We start from the raw sequence: 16,196 nt of genomic DNA, 5'->3' as shown, positions 1-16,196 counted from the left end.
TCAGGCTTTCGCGGCCAGCGCGGCGCGCAGATCGCGCAGCACCGCGCCGCCATCCGGGCGCACGCCGCGCCAGATGAAAAACGATTCAGCGGCCTGCTCGACCAGCATGCCGAGACCGTCCGATGCGCGCGCGCCGAGCTTCGACGCGTGTTGCATGAAGACGGTCGGCTGCGCGCCGTACATCATGTCGTAGGCGAGCGTGCCCGCGCCGAACGCGCTGTCGTCGCAATCGGGCAAGGCGGCGTCGAGGCTGCCCGCGGTCGCGTTGACGATCACGTCGTACTGCCCGGCTTCCGCGCTGTTGGCGCCGCCGCCCGAAAAACGCACGCCGCACTCGGACGCGTTCTGCGCGAACTGATCGACGAGCTGAAGCGCCTTCGCCGCCGTGCGGTTGACGATGGTGAGGGCGGCCGGCGCGCGATCGAAGATCGGCAGCACGACGCCGCGCGCCGCGCCGCCCGCGCCGAGCAGCAGAATGCGCGCGCCTTTCAGACTCACGCCGAGATTCACTTCGATGTCGCGCACGAGGCCGACGCCATCGGTGTTGTCGCCGCGCACGCCATCCGGCCCGAAGGCGAGCGTGTTCACCGCGCCCGCCGCTGCCGCGCGCGGCGACAGCGAATCGGCGAGCGCGTGCGCTTCGAGCTTGAACGGCACGGTGACGTTCATGCCGCGTCCGCCCGACGCGATGAACGCCTTCACTTCACGCGTGAAGCCATCGAGCGGCCCGAGAATGCGGCCGTATTCGATCGGCTCGCGGGTCTGCGCGGCGAACTGCGCGTGAATCCACGGCGATTTGCTGTGCTCGATCGGATTGCCGATCACCGCGTATTGGTCTTTCATGGCGTCGGTTCCTGCGCGTTGTCGGGCGTTTCCGGTTGTGGTTGCTCCACCGACGCTTCCGCCTGCGCTTCGGCTTCGCTTTCGGCAGAAAGATCGCTCGTCTCGATGATCTCTTCTTCCGCCTCTTCTTCCTCGACCGGCGCGCTCGCGGACGGCGCGTCGATCACGTGCAGCAGACGGCACGATGCTTCGACCGTCAGCTCGTCGATCGATACGACTTCGAGCATCACACGCGTGCCGCGCGCATGCACGCCGAGGCCGGGCACGTGCAGGATCAGCGGAATCTCTTCGAGCCGCACGAGATCGTCCTTGATGACCGAAGCGGGAACGTGCTTCCTGTTCTCCTGCTTGAGCCAGCGCAGGCACCAGAAATACTCCATGCGGCGCTGGTGATCGGCATACGCGGTGTACGTGTCGTCGAAACCCTGCACGACGGCGAAAAGGTCCGCGTCCTTCGGCTTGAACGGCGCGGCGAGCTTGGCCGTCACGCCATGCTGCACGCACGCGAGCAACTGCCATTGATTGACGAGGTCGACATAACGGCGCAGCGGCGACGTGCTCCACGCATATTGCGCGACGCCGAGGCCTTCGTGCGGCGCGGGCGTCGTCTGCATGCGCGTGCGTTTCGGTCCCGGACCGCCGAAGCCGCGCTGCGAGCGATAGATGCCCGGCACGCCGTGATCGTTGAGGAACGCGCCCCACGACGAATTCGCGAGAATCGCCAGTTCCGCGACGATCAGATCGAGCGGCGAACCGCGACGGCGCGGCGTGATCGTGATGTGCTCGCCATCGACATAAAAGTTGAAGTCGTTGTTGCGCTGCACTTCGCGCTTGAGGCCGTAAGTCGCGCGCGCCTGTTGACGCTTTTCGAAGAGCGCCTGCGCGAGCGGCCACAGCACCGCGATGTCTTCCTTGTGCGGATAGTCGCCCGTGCCGGCCGCGAGCGTTTCCTCGGTGACGAACTCGTCGAGATGGTTGTGGCGCAGGTTGCTTTTCACGAACACGCGTTCGGCGCGCGTTTCAGTGGCGACGATATCCTGCGTCTCGCGATTCACGATGATGTACAGCGACAGCGCCGGGCGCAGCCCGCCCTCGCCGAGCGTGAACACGTCGACGACGTTGTCGGGCAGCATCGTGATCTTGTCGCCGGGCATGTAGACCGTGGAGAGACGCCCGCGCGCGATGGCGTCGATCGTGTCGCCACGCGTAATGCCGAGCGCCGGCGCCGCGATGTGGATACCCACGCGCACGCGGCCATCCGAAAGATGCTCGACGGAGAAGGCATCGTCGATTTCGGTGGTGGTGACGTCGTCGATGGAGAACGCTTCGACGTGCGCTTCCGGCAAATCCTCGGGCAGCGGTCCCGGCTGTACCGACGGAAAGCCAATGCCGTGCGGAAAGAACTCCGACAGGAACTTCGCCTCGTGCAACTGTCGGGGCGACGCGATGCCGCCGCATTCGAGCATCAGCCGCGCCTGCGAGATGCCGCGCGCCGCCGCCGCCGCTTCGAGCGCCTTGTACTCGATCGAATTCTTGTCCGGCTTCGTGAGCAGGCCGATCGCCTTGCCCTTCAGCGCATCGGGCAGCTTGCCCGCCTTCAGTTCCTCTTCCCAGCCCTGCTGCACGAGCGCCTGCTGACGCTTGCGTTCGAGCGACGCGAGCGCCATCTGCAATTGTTCCTGCGGCGCGCGCTGATACTGGCCGCGCCCTTTGCGCCGGAAGTAAACCGGCGCGCCGTGCATGCGCAGGACGAGCGCCGCGCGTTCGGCGGGTCCGAACTTGTCGCCGAAGTAATCCGCGCCCAGCGCGGCGAACGGAAATTCCTCGTCGGGCGCGCATTCCCACAGGAAGTCGAGATCGATCTCCTGCGCGATGGCGTCGGCTTCCTGCATCAGATCGCCGGCTGCGGGCTTCTCGAACTCGATCAGCACGTCTTTCGCGCGCACTTTCGCGCGCCGGCCGCCCGGCAATTCGACCTGGAACGCGTCGCCCTGTTTCGACAACACCGATCCGGCCTTGAAACTACCCGATTCCTCGAAGAAAACGTTCACTCAATACTCTCGTAAAACGGTGGACCGGGCCGCGCTTGCCGCGCGCCGGCGAATGAATGGGCTCAGGCGGCTGCGGTCGCGCGCACGGGTGGCGGCGCCTGGTCGCAGAACGCGATGACATCGGCGAGATAAGCCGGGAAGTCGCTGATCGCGTGATCGCTGCCCTGAATCAGCGTGGTTCGCACGCCGGGATAGTGGTCGAGCATCGTGCGGTAATCGAGCACTTCGTCGCCCGTCGCCGCGATCAGATAGTAGCGCTCGGGCCGCGTGATCGATTCGACCTTGAGCGCGCGCAACTCGTCGAGATGGCGCGGCAGCACGGTGATCGTTCCGCCGCCGTGCCACAACGGCTGCTCGCCGAGAAAATGGCTCAGATCGCGATCCGGCACGACCGCCGGATTGAGCAGCACGGCGCGCCAGCCGTGTTTCTCCGCGAGATACGTCGCGTAATAGCCGCCGAGCGAACTGCCGACGACGGTCACATCGCCCGCTTTCTCGCCCGCCGCGAGCGATTCGGCCAGCGCGACGGCATCGCACGGCGATACCGGCAGCGACGGGCACTGCCATTCGCCGAGCCTCCCGAGTTCCGCGAGCCGCGCGTGCATCACGCGCGCCTTGAACGATTGGGGAGACGAGCGAAAGCCGTGCAGATAGAGAATCACGAATGTCCTCCTGCGCCACGCGCCGAAAGCGCGTCGAGCAGTTTCTGATGGACGCCGCCGAAGCCGCCGTTGCTCATCACGAGTACGTGGTCGCCGGGGCGCGCGGCGGCCGCGACCGCCTTCACCAGAGGTTCGATTTCGTCGAATGCCCGCGCCTTGTCGCCGAGCGGGGAGAGCGCTTCTGCGAGGTTCCAGCCGAGCTTGTCGCGGCCTTCGCGCGCGCCGTAGCCGAAGACGAGATCCGCGCCCGCGAGACTCGCCGGCAATTGCGCTTTCATCGTGCCGAGTTTCATCGTGTTCGAGCGCGGCTCCAGCACGGCGAGGATGCGCGACGTATCCGAATTGCCGATGCGCGTGCGCAGGCCCGCGACGGTCGTCTCGATTGCGGTCGGATGATGCGCGAAGTCGTCGTAGACGGTGACGCCGTCGACGCTGCCCTTCACTTCCATGCGCCGCTTAACGTTGCGAAAACTTGCGAGCGATTTCGCCGATTGCGCCGCCGGCACGCCGACCGAGCGCGCGGCCGCGATCGCAGCGAGCGCGTTCATCCGATTGTGCTCGCCCTGCACCTGCCAGTCGACGACGCCCTGGCGCTCGCCTTCCCAGTACACGGCGAACTGCTCGTCGACGGCCGCGCCTTGTTCGACGGGCAGCGCCTCCCATCCGCCTTCGACGCCGAAGCGTTCGACGCCCGACCAGCAGCCGCGCGTGAGCACGCGTTCCAGCGCTGTCTCGCGCCCGTTCGTGACGATGCGCCCGACGCCCGGCACCGTGCGCACAAGGTGGTGGAATTGCGTTTCGATGGCCGCGAGATCGGGGAAGATATCGGCGTGATCGAATTCGAGATTATTGAGCACGGCCGTGCGCGGACGGTAATGCACGAACTTCGAACGCTTGTCGAAGAATGCGGTGTCGTACTCGTCGGCTTCGATGACGAAGAAGCTCGAATCGGTCAGGCGCGCGGAAATGCCGAAGTTCAGCGGCACGCCGCCGATCAGAAAGCCGGGATTCATGCTCGCGTCTTCGAGCAGCCATGCGAGCATCGAGCTCGTCGTGGTCTTGCCGTGCGTGCCCGCCACCGCGAGCACCCATTTGCCGTTCAGCACATGCTCGCCGAGCCACTGCGGGCCCGATGTGTATGGCAGGCCGCGATCGAGGATGGCTTCCATCAGCGGATTGCCGCGCGTCACCACGTTGCCGATGACGAAGAGATCCGGCTCGAGCGCGAGCTGCTCGATGCCGTAACCTTCGATCAGTTCGATGCCCTGGGCTTCGAGTTGCGTGCTCATCGGCGGGTAGACGCCGGCGTCGCAGCCGGTGACCTTGTGGCCCGCCTCGCGCGCCAGGACGGCAAGTCCGCCCATGAAGGTGCCGCAGATGCCGAGGATGTGGATGTGCATAAACCGTGTCGCGCCGCGCGGGCGATTGAGATGCGAAAACAGGAACGGCGCCGTACCGGTGAACCTGAGGGCAAACCCGTGCAGAAAGGCGCCTGAAGGCGCATATTGTAACCGAGCAGGCTAAGCGCTTTTTCGCCGGCGCAAGCCTGCCGTCCTTGGCCCGCAAAAGGGCCGCTCGAGCTTATCTAGTATCATTCCGGCATGGTTCGCAAATCACATTTCGATCCGCAGCGCGTGCGCGAGGAAATCGCGATCGCTGCCGCGAGGATGATCGCCGAAGACGGCCTCGACTACTCCACCGCCAAGCGCAAGGCTGCGCGGCAGGTCGTCGGCGAGGCGAAGATCGGCGGCGAGTTCCTGCCCGATAACGACCAGATCGAAGAGGAAATCCGCGAGTATCAGGCGATTTTCCAGAGCGACAGCCAGCCAGCCGTGCTGCGCCGGATGCGCGAAGTCGCGCTCGACTGGATGGAGCGCCTGACACCCTTCGATCCATATCTGACGGGCGCGGTGCTCAACGGCACCGCAGGCGAGCACTCCGATATTCATCTGCAATGCTTCTGCGACAATCCCAAGGAAGTCGCGATCTATCTGCTGAACGCGAACGTGCAATACGACGTGTCCGAGACGCGGCACTTCGCCGGGCGCGGCTATGTCGAGACGCTGAGCTTTCTGCATCGCGCACGCGACGAGGAGCCGGTCGGCGTGCATATCGCGCTCTACGGTCCCGACGATCTGCGCGGCGCGGTGCGCGCGGACAACCGCGGCCGCCTCGCCCGCGCGAACGCGGCGGCCGTACGCACGCTGCTCGATCATCCCGATGTCCCGCCGCTCGAGATCAGCGGCTGATCTTTCTTCTCTACGCTCATGAAAAGCACACGCATTCTGGCGGCCCTCGTGGTCGCTGTCGCCGCGACCGTCGGCGGCTTCTACGCGGGCCATCTGTTCACTGGCGGCGATACCGTGGCCGCGACGCAGCCGAGCGGCAACGCCGTCGATCAACTGTGGAAGGCGACGCCGCCGGGCGCTTCCGGCACGTCGCAACCGCTCGCGGCGTTCAAGGGCAAGCCGGTCGTCGTGAACTTCTGGGCGTCGTGGTGCGGACCGTGCGTGAAGGAAATGCCGACGCTCTCCGCGATGCAGCGCGATTACGAAAAGAAAGGCATAACGTTCATCGGACTCGGCGTCGATAGCGAGAAGAACGTCAACGATTTTCTTAAGAAAGTGCCGGTCGACTATCCCGTCTACGTCACCGGCTTCGGCGGCGCGGATCTTGCGCGTAGCTTCGGCAATAATGCGGGCGGCCTGCCATTTACCGTCGTGATCGACGCGAATGGGACAATCCGCTCCACGAAACTGGGCGAAGTGGACCCGGCCGAGCTGAAACATACGCTCGACAGCCTGTAAAAATTGGCTGCGTGTACGCCGTGGCTTGCGTCGAGTAAGCTGCGAGTTAGCACGCAGTACGCCGATCTTGCTGGAAATTCGACGCGACTCCCAATACGCGGCGGTAATTTGTCCCATGGTTGCGAGCCGGACTGCACAGTAAAACTAGACAAAATTCTCTAAACGGCGCTAAAGTGCGCCGAATTCCGCACAACCCGAAGCGACTATGACAACTCTGCCGGTGCCATGTGGCCCCCTCGCCGTCAAGTCCGACCTCCGCAAAACGGCGGTCGGAAGGCGTGGAGCATCCGCAGCCGTCATCCGCGTGCTGTTCGGGCGCGCGCTTCGAAGCGACCACGCCGATACGTTCGACACGAACGCTACCGGCGTGCCGACCGATTCTGCAGCCGTCGTTTGCGCGGGCGCTTTCGCGAGCGCGCGCGTGGGACGGCTGGCCGCGCCGACTCGCGGCTGAGCAGTCAGAGCACCCACAAATCAAGTCAAGTGCCGGGCAGTCCCGGTCTCCAAGTATTGAAAGGGGATTTTTCGATGGACCTTCGTAAACTGAAAACGCTGATCGACCTCGTCTCGGAATCCGGCATCTCGGAGCTGGAAGTGACGGAAGGCGAAGGCAAGGTTCGCATCGTCAAGAACGCCGCGCCGGTCTACATGCAGGCGCCGCAGCAGTACGCACCGCAAGTGCAGTCGCCGGCCGCGCCGCAATTCGGCGGTGCAGGCGAAGCCGGCGCGCCGGCAGCCGCTGCGCCCGCGGCCGCCGCGCCGCAAGGTCACATCGTGACCTCGCCGATGGTCGGTTCGTTCTACCGTGCGCCGTCGCCGGGCGCGGATCCGTTCATCCAGGTCGGCGATACGGTGAAGGAAGGCCAGACGCTGTGCATCATCGAAGCGATGAAGCTCTTGAACGAAATCGAAGCGGACAAGGCCGGCGTCGTGAAGGAAATCCTCGTCGAGAACGGCCAGGCGGTCGAGTACGGCCAGCCGCTCTTCGTGATCGGCGACTAAAGGCGCACCGGGCCGTGCCGCGGATGCGCCTCGCAGCCGCCGCCCGGCCCCGCCGCGCCGGCGCGCTTCATGCGGCATCGATTCGTCGAGAAGCGCGCCGCCGATTGGATCCCCGAGGGCCGCTCGCGCGAGCCCGTTGATGAGCCGACCCACTATGTTTGAAAAAATTCTCATTGCGAACCGCGGCGAAATCGCGCTTCGCATCCAGCGCGCGTGCCGCGAGCTGGGCGTCAAGACAGTCGTCGTCTATTCCGAAGCCGACAAGGAAGCGAAGTACGTCAAGCTGGCCGACGAAGCCGTATGCATCGGACCGGCGCCTTCGAATCTCTCGTACCTGAACATGCCGGCGCTCATCAGTGCGGCCGAAGTCACCGACGCCGAAGCCATCCATCCCGGCTACGGCTTTCTCTCCGAAAACGCCGACTTCGCCGAGCGCGTCGAGCAATCGGGCTTCACGTTCATCGGGCCGCGTCCCGAGACCATCCGCCTGATGGGCGACAAGGTCACCGCCAAGCAGACGATGATCAAGACCGGCGTGCCGTGCGTACCGGGCTCTGAAGGCGCATTGCCGGACGATCCGCGCGAGATCGTGAAGATTGCGCGCGCAATCGGCTACCCCGTCATCATCAAGGCGGCGGGCGGCGGCGGCGGGCGCGGCATGCGCGTGGTGCACACCGAAGCGGCGCTCGTGAACGCCGTCAACATGACGCGCGAAGAAGCGGGCCGCGCCTTCGGCAACCCGCAGGTGTACATGGAGAAGTTTCTCGAGAACCCGCGCCACATCGAGATTCAGGTGTTGTCGGACTCGTTCCGTAACGCGATCTGGCTCGGCGAGCGCGACTGCTCGATGCAGCGCCGTCACCAGAAGGTGATCGAGGAAGCGCCGGCGCCGGGCATTGCGCGGCGGCTGATCGAGCGCATCGGCGACCGTTGCGCCGACGCGTGCAAGAAGATGGGCTATCTCGGCGCGGGCACGTTCGAGTTCCTGTACGAGAACGGCGAGTTCTACTTCATCGAAATGAACACGCGCGTGCAGGTCGAGCATCCGGTGACGGAACTCATCACGGGCGTCGATATCGTGCAGGAGCAGATCCGCATCGCCGCGGGCGAAAAGCTCTCGATCCGCCAGAAGGACATCCAGTTCCGCGGCCACGCGATCGAGTGCCGCATCAACGCGGAAGATCCGTTCAAGTTCACGCCGTCGCCGGGACGCATCACGTCGTGGCATACGCCGGGCGGCCCGGGCATTCGCGTCGATTCCCACGCGTATGCGAACTACTTCGTTCCGCCGAACTACGATTCGATGATCGGCAAGCTGATCGCGTTCGGCGCGACGCGCGAGCAGGCGATCAACCGCATGCGTATCGCGCTGTCGGAAATGGTCGTCGAAGGCATTTCGACGAACATCCCGCTGCATCGCGAAATGATGATCGACGCGAAGTTCGTCGAAGGTGGCACGAGCATTCACTATCTCGAGAACAAGCTGGCCGCGCGCCAGGCCGCCGTCGCCGAAGAGTCCTGAAGCACGCCTTATTCAGAGAGATAGCATGAGTTACCGGGAACTGATCGCCGAGCTGGATCGCGAGCACGCGGAAGCGCTGTCGGATGCGCTGCTTGAAGTCGGCGCGCTGTCGGTGTCCGTCGAAGACGCCGACGCCGACACGCCCGACGAACAGCCGCTCTTCGGCGAGCCGGGTCTCGTGCCTGAAAAGAGTGCGTGGAACCGTTCGCGCGTCGTCGCGCTGCTCGCCGAGGACGCAGATCCCGACGTGCTGCTCGCCGCGGCCGCGAACGAGATCGGCCTCGCGGCAACCCCGCAGTTCACGGTGCGCGAGGTCGAGGAGCAGGACTGGGTGCGTCTCACGCAGGCGCAGTTCGATCCGATCGCCATCGGCGAGCGCATCTGGGTCGTGCCTTCGTGGCACGACGCGCCCGATCCGAACGCGCTCGTGCTCGAACTCGATCCGGGCCTCGCGTTCGGCACCGGCAGCCATCCGACCACGCGGCTTTGCATGGAATGGCTGGAGCAGTCGGTAAAGCCGGGACAATCGCTGCTCGATTACGGCTGCGGCTCCGGCATCCTCGCGATTCTCGCGAAGAAGTGCGGAGCCGATCCGGTCGTCGGCATCGACATCGATCCGCAAGCGGTCGAGTCGGCGCGTCAGAACAGCGAGCGCAATCGCGCGGACGTGAGCTACGGCCTGCCCGATGCGTGCCCCGCCGGCGAGTTCGATATCGTCGTCGCGAACATCCTCTCGAATCCGCTCAAGCTGATGGCGTCGATGCTCGCCGCGAAGGTAAAGCCGGGCGGCAGAATCGCGCTGTCGGGCGTGCTCGCGCGCCAGGCCGACGAGGTCGCGGCGGTCTATGCGAAGTGGATCGACATCGGCGTTTGGCGCGAGCACGAAGGCTGGGTATGCCTCGCGGGAACGCGGCGCGAAAGCCTTTAGAATAGCGCCATCCTCCACGATCAGGCCGTCAGGCCAACGGCACTTCTTATATGGCGCTGGCAACCCGCTGCCCCCACTGCGAAACCGTATTCAAGCTGGACCCGCATCTGCTCGCGCCGCATGACGGCCGCGTGCGCTGCGGACACTGTCAGGAAGTTTTCGATGCCGCGCATCATCGCTTCGAGCTTCCGGACGAGCCGGCCGCGGCAGGCGTCGCTCAGCATGCCGCGATCATCGACGATGATGCCGCCGTCGGTCCCGCGACAAGCTCGGGCGCAGGCCACGCTGCCGCCGCCGATGCACCCGCGCATGTGACCGCGCCGCCCGATGCGCCGCTCAAGCCGCGCCCGTTCGCGCCGCGCAACCTCGATCTCGGCGCGCCGAGTTCCATCAAGCATCCCGATGCCGACAGCGAAGGCACCGTCTATGCGAACGCTCCTGCATCGTCGAGCGCGTCGAGCCAGACACGCACCGCGCCGCCGCGCAGCGAACCCGATCAAGCCGATGCCGCGAACGAGCCGTCCGCGTTGCCTTCGGAACCCGCCCGCCTGAAGCAGTACATTCGCGTCGGCGTGCCACATCCCGATGCCGCGAACTCCGAGCAAGCCGACGATACGCCGCTCGGCGAACCGCCCGTCGCGCCGCTCGCCAATGCTGTCGACGATCGCGCCGAGCCGTTCATCGGTCCGGTTCATCAGCCGGACGCGCCGCCCGCGCGCGCCGCCGCGGAACCGGCCGTACCCGCATGGCGCGACGACGCGGAGCCCGGTTTCGGCGCCAAGAAGCCGCCCGCTCCTGCTCGGCGCGTCAGCGCGAACGAGGCGTTTCCCGTGATTCGCGAGTCGCGGGAAACGCGCGCGCCGGTGCGTGGCCGCGGCGGAGCCGGGAAGGCGGGACGTGTCGTGGGTGTCATCGTCGCCGTGCTGCTGGCGTTGCTGTTGCTCGTGCAGCTCGCATGGTGGCAACGCGAAACGTTGATGGTCTACGTGCCCGGCTCGCACGCGCTCTATTCGAACGTCTGCGATCAGATCGGCTGCACGATCTCGCCGCCGCGCGACATCGACGGATTGCAGATCGAGAGTTCGGGGCTGCGTCAGGTGGACGGCCCACACAAGCTCGAACTGAAATTGTCGCTGCGCAACCGGATGGACGTCGCGCTGGCGTATCCGGCGCTCGAACTCACGCTGCTCGACGACAAGAACAACGTCGCGATCCGGCGCGTGCTCTGGCCGCAGGATTACGCGCGACCGGGTACGATATTCGCCGTCGGCCTCGCGCCGCAAAGCGCGCAACCGGTGATCGTCCGGCTGGATACGGGCGACGCGGTTGCCGCCAATTACCGGGTTCAGGTCTTTTACCCGTGATGTCGGGCAGGCGCGCGAACGCCGCCTGCCCCGGTTCCACACGACGCGCGTCATGCTCCTCACGGCGCCTGCACGCGCGATTTTCCCGTCAGCATCTGACAATTCTCTGGAGCGCAACATGAGTCAAGTTACCCTCGGCGGCAACCCTATCGACGTCAGCGGCAAGTTCCCGGGCCCGGGCCAGCAGGCGTCCGAATTCACACTCGTCGGCGCCGATCTCGGCGACGTCAAGCTCGCGAACTTCGCGGGCAAGCGCAAGGTACTGAACATCGTGCCGAGTCTCGACACGCCGACCTGCGCCACCTCGACGCGCAAATTCAATGAAGCGGCCGCCGGTCTGAACAACACGGTCGTGGTCGTGGTTTCGGGCGATCTGCCGTTCGCCGCGAAGCGCTTCTGCACGACCGAAGGTATCGCCAATGTCGTGACGGCATCGACGTTCCGCGGCCACGAATTCGCGCAGGCTTACGGCGTCGACGTGACGAGCGGCCCGCTCAAGGGTCTGACGGCGCGCGCCGTGGTCGTGCTCGACGAGAACAACAAGGTGCTGCATTCGGAGCTCGTGCCCGAGATCAAGAATGAGCCGAACTACGACGCAGCGCTCGCCGCGCTGAAGTAAATCTCGCCGGACCGCTTCCGACCGGAGCGGTCCGCGCATACGAGGCACGGTGAAGCGCTCGCCGCGCGCCGTATGCGGATTTTTCACCTCGGCCCCTATCTATAAAGGACGTTCGCCTTGGCTACGCTCATTTGCGGCTCGCTCGCCTACGACAACATCATGACTTTCCAGGGGCGCTTCGGCGACCACATCCTGCCGGATCAGGTGCACATGCTGAACATCAGCTTCCTGGTGCCGACGATGCGGCGCAACTTCGGCGGCTGCGCGGGCAACATCGCGTATGCGCTGAAGCTGCTCGGCGGCGATCCGAAGATCATGGCGACGCTCGGCGCGGCGGATGCGCAGCTCTACATCGACCGGCTCGACGCGCTCGGTTTGTCAAAGGAATACGTGCGCGTGCTGGCCGATCAGCACTCGGCGCAATGCTTCATCACGACCGATCTCGCGAACAACCAGATCACCGCGTTCCACCCCGGCGCGATGATGGAATCGCATCTGAACCGCGCCGACGAAGCGCAGGGCATCTCGCTCGGCATCGTCGCACCGGACGGCGCTCAAGGCATGCGCGAGCACGCCGAAGGGCTGGCGCGCGCGGGCGTGCCGTTCGTGTTCGACCCGGGCCAGGGATTGCCGATTCTGGACGGCGTGGAACTTTGTCGCATGATTGAACTCGCCACCTACGTGGCGGTCAACGATTACGAAGCCAAGCTGCTGAGCAACAAGACCGGCTGGTCGATCGAAGACATCAAGAGCCGGGTCGATGCCCTCGTCGTCACGCGTGGCGAACACGGCGCGCAGATCTATCATGAAGATGGCGTCGCCGAGATTCCGGTCGTCGCGGCGCGTCAGGTGGTCGATCCGACAGGTTGCGGCGACGCATTCCGCGGCGGGCTCCTGTACGGCATCGAAAACAAGCTTGGCTGGGAGAAAACGGGTCGTCTCGCGAGTCTGATGGGTTCGCTGAAAATCGAACATCAGGGGCCGCAAACCTACGCGCCGACGCGCGCCGAAATCGAAGAGCGTTTCAAGCAGGCCTTCGGAAGCAGCCTGTTCTGAATGATTGGAGTGAAGGAATGAAAACGGTAAGTCGTATCGCGCTGGCCATGGCGCTCGTCGGCTCGGTGGCGCTGACGGGCTGCGCCTACAACAGCAGTTCGTCGGACGTCTACACGGCGTCGCAGGCGCAGCGTGAGGAAACGGTGCGCATGGCGACCGTCGAAAGCGTGCGCGGCGTGAAGATCAGCTCGAACAACGGCCAGCCTACGGGCCTCGGCACGATCGGCGGCGGCGCGCTCGGCGGCGTCGCGGCGGCGAGTGCGATCGGCGGCGGCAACGGTTCGATCATCGCGGGCATCATCGGCGGGCTGGCTGGCGCCGTCGCGGGCAACGCGGTCGAGAATAACGTCGCGATGAAGAACGGTCTCGAGATCACCGTGCGCCTCGATAACGGCGACCTGCGCGCGATCACGCAGACCGCGAACGGCGAAGTCTTCCAGGCGGGCGAGCGGGTGCGTCTGTTGTCGAGCGGCGGCGTTACGCGCGTCACTCACTGACGAGGGCATTCAGCGGACGAATAGCGCCGCGTCATCCTAAGAATGCGCATGTATCGAAAGACGCATGCGCTTTTTCTTTTTCGGCGCCCCGAGCAAGCGATGAAATTCGTTGGCCGAAGCGAAAAACCCGCCGCCAGGTCTCCCCGACGACGGGTTCAGGCCGGGTAGGCATACCCGGACTAAGGGCACAGCGCACTGTGCCTGGGTGCTGCGTACTGCGAGAGCTTACGGACGGCTGCCCGTCGGGAACGGCCATGCCGCTGCCGGGTTCAACGCCGTCTTGACCGCAGCAGCCGGAGCGGCCGGAGCAGGCGCCGAGACGGTCGTTGCCGTCGTGGCAGGAGCGGCAGCCGTAGTCTTCTTCGCAGCAGCGGCCTTCTTGGCCGGAGCCTTTTTCGCGGGGGCCTTCTTCGCAGCGGGTGCGGGCGCAGCAGCAGGCGCAGGCGCAGCGGCTGCGGTCTTCGCAGCAGCCTTTTTCGCGGGAGCCTTTTTCGCAGCGGCCTTCTTCGCTGCGGCCTTCTTCGCCGGCGCCTTCTTCGCCGCGGTCTTCTTCGCCGCGGCCTTCTTCGCAGGCGCCTTCTTGGCTGCGGCCTTCTTCGTCGCTACTTTCTTGGTCGCGACTTTCTTCGCTGCGGCCTTCTTCGCGGGAGCCTTCTTCGCCGCGACCTTCTTTGCAGCAACCTTCTTCGCCGCTACTTTCTTGGTCGCGACTTTCTTCGCTGCGGCTTTCTTCGCGGGTGCCTTCTTCGCCGCGACCTTCTTCGCTGCGACCTTCTTCGCCGCTACTTTCTTCGCTGCAACCTTCTTCACAGCGACCTTCTTGGCCGCAACCTTCTTCGCCGGAGCGGCCTTCTTGGCGGTGACTTTCTTCGCTGCAGCCTTCTTTGCGGCGGGTTTTTTCTTGGCAACTGCCATGGTTTTTCTCCTTCAGGTTTTCAGATGAGAGTCAGTTCAAACAACACCCTTCGTCAAAACCCGCTTCCCACGTGTCGCCTTCTCTATAACGCACGCTACGAAGCGGATTATTCATCGGCGTACGCTGATGCCACCTGCTTACGCTAATGAATACGGCAAGGCGCGCCGTGCCCCGAGGCACCGCGCGCCAAATTGAGTCAGCACCGCTTCTTCGCGGCGCCGGCCATCGCTTGATCGAGCCAGCGAGCATGCCGCTGGCATTTTCCGGGGGGAAGTTTGCCCATCCCTTTTCAGGGAGCGCAAAACGCCTGTCTTCTATTCGGGCCACACGGCCCGCCAAGTCAGTAGGCGCACTTTGCATCAGGCGACCGTTCTCCTAAACCTTGTCGGCCGGGCGCGCGTGAGCGACACGCTGCTGCCCGTCCGTCCCATCGATTTCGTCTGCAACACGTCCTGATTTTTATTATTCCCAGGTGAGCGCGCCGCCGGTTTGATACTCAATCACGCGTGTCTCGAAGAAGTTGCGTTCCTTCTTCAAGTCGATCATTTCGCTCATCCACGGGAACGGGTTTTCCTCGTTCGGGAAGAGCGGGTCCAGTCCGATCTGCTGGCAACGCCGGTTGCAGATGAACCGCAAGTAGCTCTTGAACATCGACGCGTTCAGGCCGAGAACCCCGCGCGGCATGGTGTCTTCAGCGTAGCGATATTCAAGATCGACAGCCTGCTTGAAAAGCTCGCGGATCTCTGCCTTGAAGTCGGCGGTCCACAGTTGCGGCTCTTCCAGCTTGATCTGGTTGATGAGGTCGATGCCGAAATTGCAGTGCATCGATTCATCGCGGAGGATGTATTGATACTGTTCCGCCGCGCCCGTCATCTTGTTCTGGCGACCCAGCGCCAGAATCTGCGTGAAGCCGACATAGAAGAACAGGCCTTCCATGATGCAGGCGAACACGATCAACGACTTCAGCAATTTCTGGTCCGCTTCGAGCGTGCCGGTCGTGAAGGCCGGGTCGGTCAGCGTGTTGATGAACGGAATCAGAAACTCGTCCTTGTCACGGATCGACTTGACCTCGTGATACGCGTTGAAGATCTCGCTTTCATCGAGACCCAGCGATTCGACGATGTACTGGTACGCGTGCGTGTGGATCGCCTCTTCGAACGCCTGGCGCAGCAGGAACTGGCGGCACTCCGGAGCGGTGATGTGACGGTACGTGCCGAGCACGATGTTGTTCGCGGCGAGCGAGTCCGCCGTGACGAAGAAGCCGAGGTTGCGCTTGACGATGCGGCGCTCGTCATCCGAGAGACCGTTCGGGTCTTTCCACAGGGCGATGTCGCGCGACATGTTCACTTCCTGCGGCATCCAGTGGTTTGCGCAACCGGCGAGGTACTTCTCCCACGCCCACTTGTACTTGAACGGGACGAGCTGATTGACGTCGGTCTTGCCGTTGATGATGCGCTTGTCGGCGACATTGACGCGCGCTTCGCTTTGCGCGGCGATCGCGCTGGCGGAAGGCGTTGCGGCTGCGGGCGGAACGAAGCCATCGGAAAAGATGTTGTTCGCCTGAGCAATCTGATGGGCAGCTTGATGAGTTGCAGCTTGCGCTGCCTGCGTACCGAAAGTCGTGCCTTGAGCGTTACGCAACGGGTTCGGTTGCGGAGCGCTCGAGGGAGCTACGGCAGTGGTCTCGTCATCCCAGTTGAGCATAAATTCTCACCATCAATTTAGATCGGTTTGTACCATCTTTTCATGAGCGATAAAAGAGTTTGCTCATGAAAATTCTCGTTTTCATGCGATTTAGATTCGACGTTGCTACCTGCATACAACACTTGGCTCGAAGCCGTGTGTGTGAAGCTCGATGCGACATCTCTTGAATCGAGTGTGAAGCGGTCCTGATCGAGTGACTTCCGTGACATCGCAGCGTGCTTTCGC

Annotated in this window: 16 protein-coding genes; 9 read left to right on the top strand and 7 right to left on the bottom strand. The window is 64.2% G+C overall.

Annotated features, from left to right (window positions below; genetic code table 11):
- The 4 genes from aroE to mpl form a co-directional block, all read right to left on the bottom strand.
- On the bottom strand, positions 1 to 843 hold the full coding sequence (gene aroE / locus BG60_RS11050) for a shikimate dehydrogenase (RefSeq protein ID WP_034471485.1): 843 nt from the start codon (positions 841 to 843) through the stop codon (positions 1 to 3).
- Positions 840 to 2,894, bottom strand: a complete 2,055-nt coding sequence (locus BG60_RS11045; RefSeq protein ID WP_033536347.1) for a ribonuclease catalytic domain-containing protein — start codon at positions 2,892 to 2,894, stop codon at positions 840 to 842. Before BG60_RS11045 ends, aroE begins: the two co-directional genes overlap by 4 nt.
- Before the next feature lie 62 nt (positions 2,895 to 2,956).
- A complete protein-coding gene (locus tag BG60_RS11040) occupies positions 2,957 to 3,556 on the bottom strand; it encodes a YqiA/YcfP family alpha/beta fold hydrolase (RefSeq protein ID WP_008342897.1) in 600 nt (199 codons plus the stop codon).
- Positions 3,553 to 4,956 carry a UDP-N-acetylmuramate:L-alanyl-gamma-D-glutamyl-meso-diaminopimelate ligase gene (gene mpl / locus BG60_RS11035; protein WP_034471483.1) on the bottom strand — a complete coding sequence of 468 codons (1,404 nt, stop codon included), beginning with the start codon at positions 4,954 to 4,956 and terminating at the stop codon, positions 3,553 to 3,555. Before mpl ends, BG60_RS11040 begins: the two co-directional genes overlap by 4 nt.
- Positions 4,957 to 5,157: 201 nt before the next feature.
- Between mpl and BG60_RS11030 the strand changes: the two genes are divergently transcribed.
- The 9 genes from BG60_RS11030 to BG60_RS10990 all read left to right on the top strand — a co-directional run bounded on the left by BG60_RS11030 (position 5,158) and on the right by BG60_RS10990 (position 13,351).
- Entirely contained in the window at positions 5,158 to 5,805 is a 648-nt protein-coding gene (locus BG60_RS11030; protein ID WP_008342899.1) for a hypothetical protein, read from the top strand.
- A gap of 18 nt (positions 5,806 to 5,823) precedes the next feature.
- A complete protein-coding gene (locus BG60_RS11025; RefSeq protein WP_008342901.1) occupies positions 5,824 to 6,363 on the top strand; it encodes a TlpA family protein disulfide reductase in 540 nt (179 codons plus the stop codon).
- A 528-nt stretch (positions 6,364 to 6,891) separates the two neighbouring features.
- The gene (accB, locus tag BG60_RS11020; protein WP_008342903.1) at positions 6,892 to 7,365 is read left to right on the top strand and encodes an acetyl-CoA carboxylase biotin carboxyl carrier protein; all 474 of its coding nucleotides are present in this window, start codon (positions 6,892 to 6,894) and stop codon (positions 7,363 to 7,365) included.
- Positions 7,366 to 7,519: 154 nt separating this feature from the next.
- Complete coding sequence (accC, locus tag BG60_RS11015; RefSeq protein ID WP_008342904.1) at positions 7,520 to 8,887, top strand: acetyl-CoA carboxylase biotin carboxylase subunit; 1,368 nt, start codon at positions 7,520 to 7,522, stop codon at positions 8,885 to 8,887.
- Between the two features lie 25 nt (positions 8,888 to 8,912).
- The gene (gene prmA, locus BG60_RS11010; RefSeq protein WP_034471481.1) at positions 8,913 to 9,815 is read left to right on the top strand and encodes a 50S ribosomal protein L11 methyltransferase; all 903 of its coding nucleotides are present in this window, start codon (positions 8,913 to 8,915) and stop codon (positions 9,813 to 9,815) included.
- Between the two features lie 50 nt (positions 9,816 to 9,865).
- Positions 9,866 to 11,179, top strand: a complete 1,314-nt coding sequence (locus tag BG60_RS11005; protein WP_008342908.1) for a zinc-ribbon and DUF3426 domain-containing protein — start codon at positions 9,866 to 9,868, stop codon at positions 11,177 to 11,179.
- 118 nt (positions 11,180 to 11,297) lie between these two features.
- On the top strand, positions 11,298 to 11,798 hold the full coding sequence (gene tpx, locus BG60_RS11000) for a thiol peroxidase (protein WP_034471479.1): 501 nt from the start codon (positions 11,298 to 11,300) through the stop codon (positions 11,796 to 11,798).
- A gap of 117 nt (positions 11,799 to 11,915) precedes the next feature.
- A complete protein-coding gene (locus tag BG60_RS10995) occupies positions 11,916 to 12,854 on the top strand; it encodes a carbohydrate kinase family protein (RefSeq protein WP_008342912.1) in 939 nt (312 codons plus the stop codon).
- 17 nt (positions 12,855 to 12,871) lie between these two features.
- Entirely contained in the window at positions 12,872 to 13,351 is a 480-nt protein-coding gene (locus tag BG60_RS10990; RefSeq protein ID WP_034471477.1) for an outer membrane lipoprotein, read from the top strand.
- Between the two features lie 225 nt (positions 13,352 to 13,576).
- Here BG60_RS10990 and BG60_RS36840 read toward each other — a convergent pair whose 3' ends face one another.
- The 3 genes from BG60_RS36840 to BG60_RS10980 form a co-directional block, all read right to left on the bottom strand.
- Positions 13,577 to 14,266, bottom strand: coding sequence for a histone H1-like DNA-binding protein (locus BG60_RS36840; protein WP_034471475.1), 690 nt, complete (start codon positions 14,264 to 14,266; stop codon positions 13,577 to 13,579).
- 31 nt (positions 14,267 to 14,297) lie between these two features.
- The gene (locus tag BG60_RS39520) at positions 14,298 to 14,627 is read right to left on the bottom strand and encodes a hypothetical protein (protein WP_075583500.1); all 330 of its coding nucleotides are present in this window, start codon (positions 14,625 to 14,627) and stop codon (positions 14,298 to 14,300) included.
- 102 nt (positions 14,628 to 14,729) lie between these two features.
- On the bottom strand, positions 14,730 to 15,971 hold the full coding sequence (locus BG60_RS10980) for a ribonucleotide-diphosphate reductase subunit beta (protein ID WP_034471473.1): 1,242 nt from the start codon (positions 15,969 to 15,971) through the stop codon (positions 14,730 to 14,732).
- Positions 15,972 to 16,196: the final 225 nt, after the last annotated feature.

This window comes from Caballeronia zhejiangensis (assembly GCF_000698575.1).
Classification (GTDB): Bacteria; Pseudomonadota; Gammaproteobacteria; order Burkholderiales; family Burkholderiaceae; genus Caballeronia; species Caballeronia zhejiangensis.
This window is presented reverse-complemented; position numbering and strand designations above follow the sequence as displayed.